The organism is Citrobacter sp. R-1.5.2 (assembly GCF_035064245.1).
Taxonomy (GTDB): domain Bacteria; phylum Pseudomonadota; class Gammaproteobacteria; order Enterobacterales; family Enterobacteriaceae; genus Citrobacter.
This window is the reverse complement of the sequence record NZ_JASEYC010000110.1, coordinates 1-283: the sequence shown is the minus strand read 5'-3', so window position 1 is coordinate 283 and position 283 is coordinate 1. Positions and strand designations below refer to the sequence as shown.

The following is a 283-nucleotide window of genomic DNA, read 5'->3' as shown; positions in this document are numbered from 1 at the left end:
ACCAAGAACAAAGAGCAGCAACGCGATCCGGAGATGCATCAGACCAAGAAAGGCAATCAGTGGCACTTTGGCATGAAGGCCCACATTGGTGTCGATGCCAAGAGTGGCCTGACCCACAGCCTGGTCACCACCGCGGCCAACGAGCATGACCTCAATCAGCTGGGTAATCTGCTTCATGGAGAGGAGCAATTTGTCTCAGCCGATGCCGGCTACCAAGGAGCGCCACAGCGCGAGGAGCTGGCCGAGGTGGATGTGGACTGGCTGATCGCCGAGCGTCCCGGCA

1 protein-coding gene is annotated in these 283 nt (G+C 59.0%); it reads left to right on the top strand.

Annotated features, from left to right (window positions below):
* The coding region (locus QMN38_RS26835) for a transposase (RefSeq protein ID WP_131820360.1) at positions 1–283 on the top strand (283 nt) is incomplete at both ends.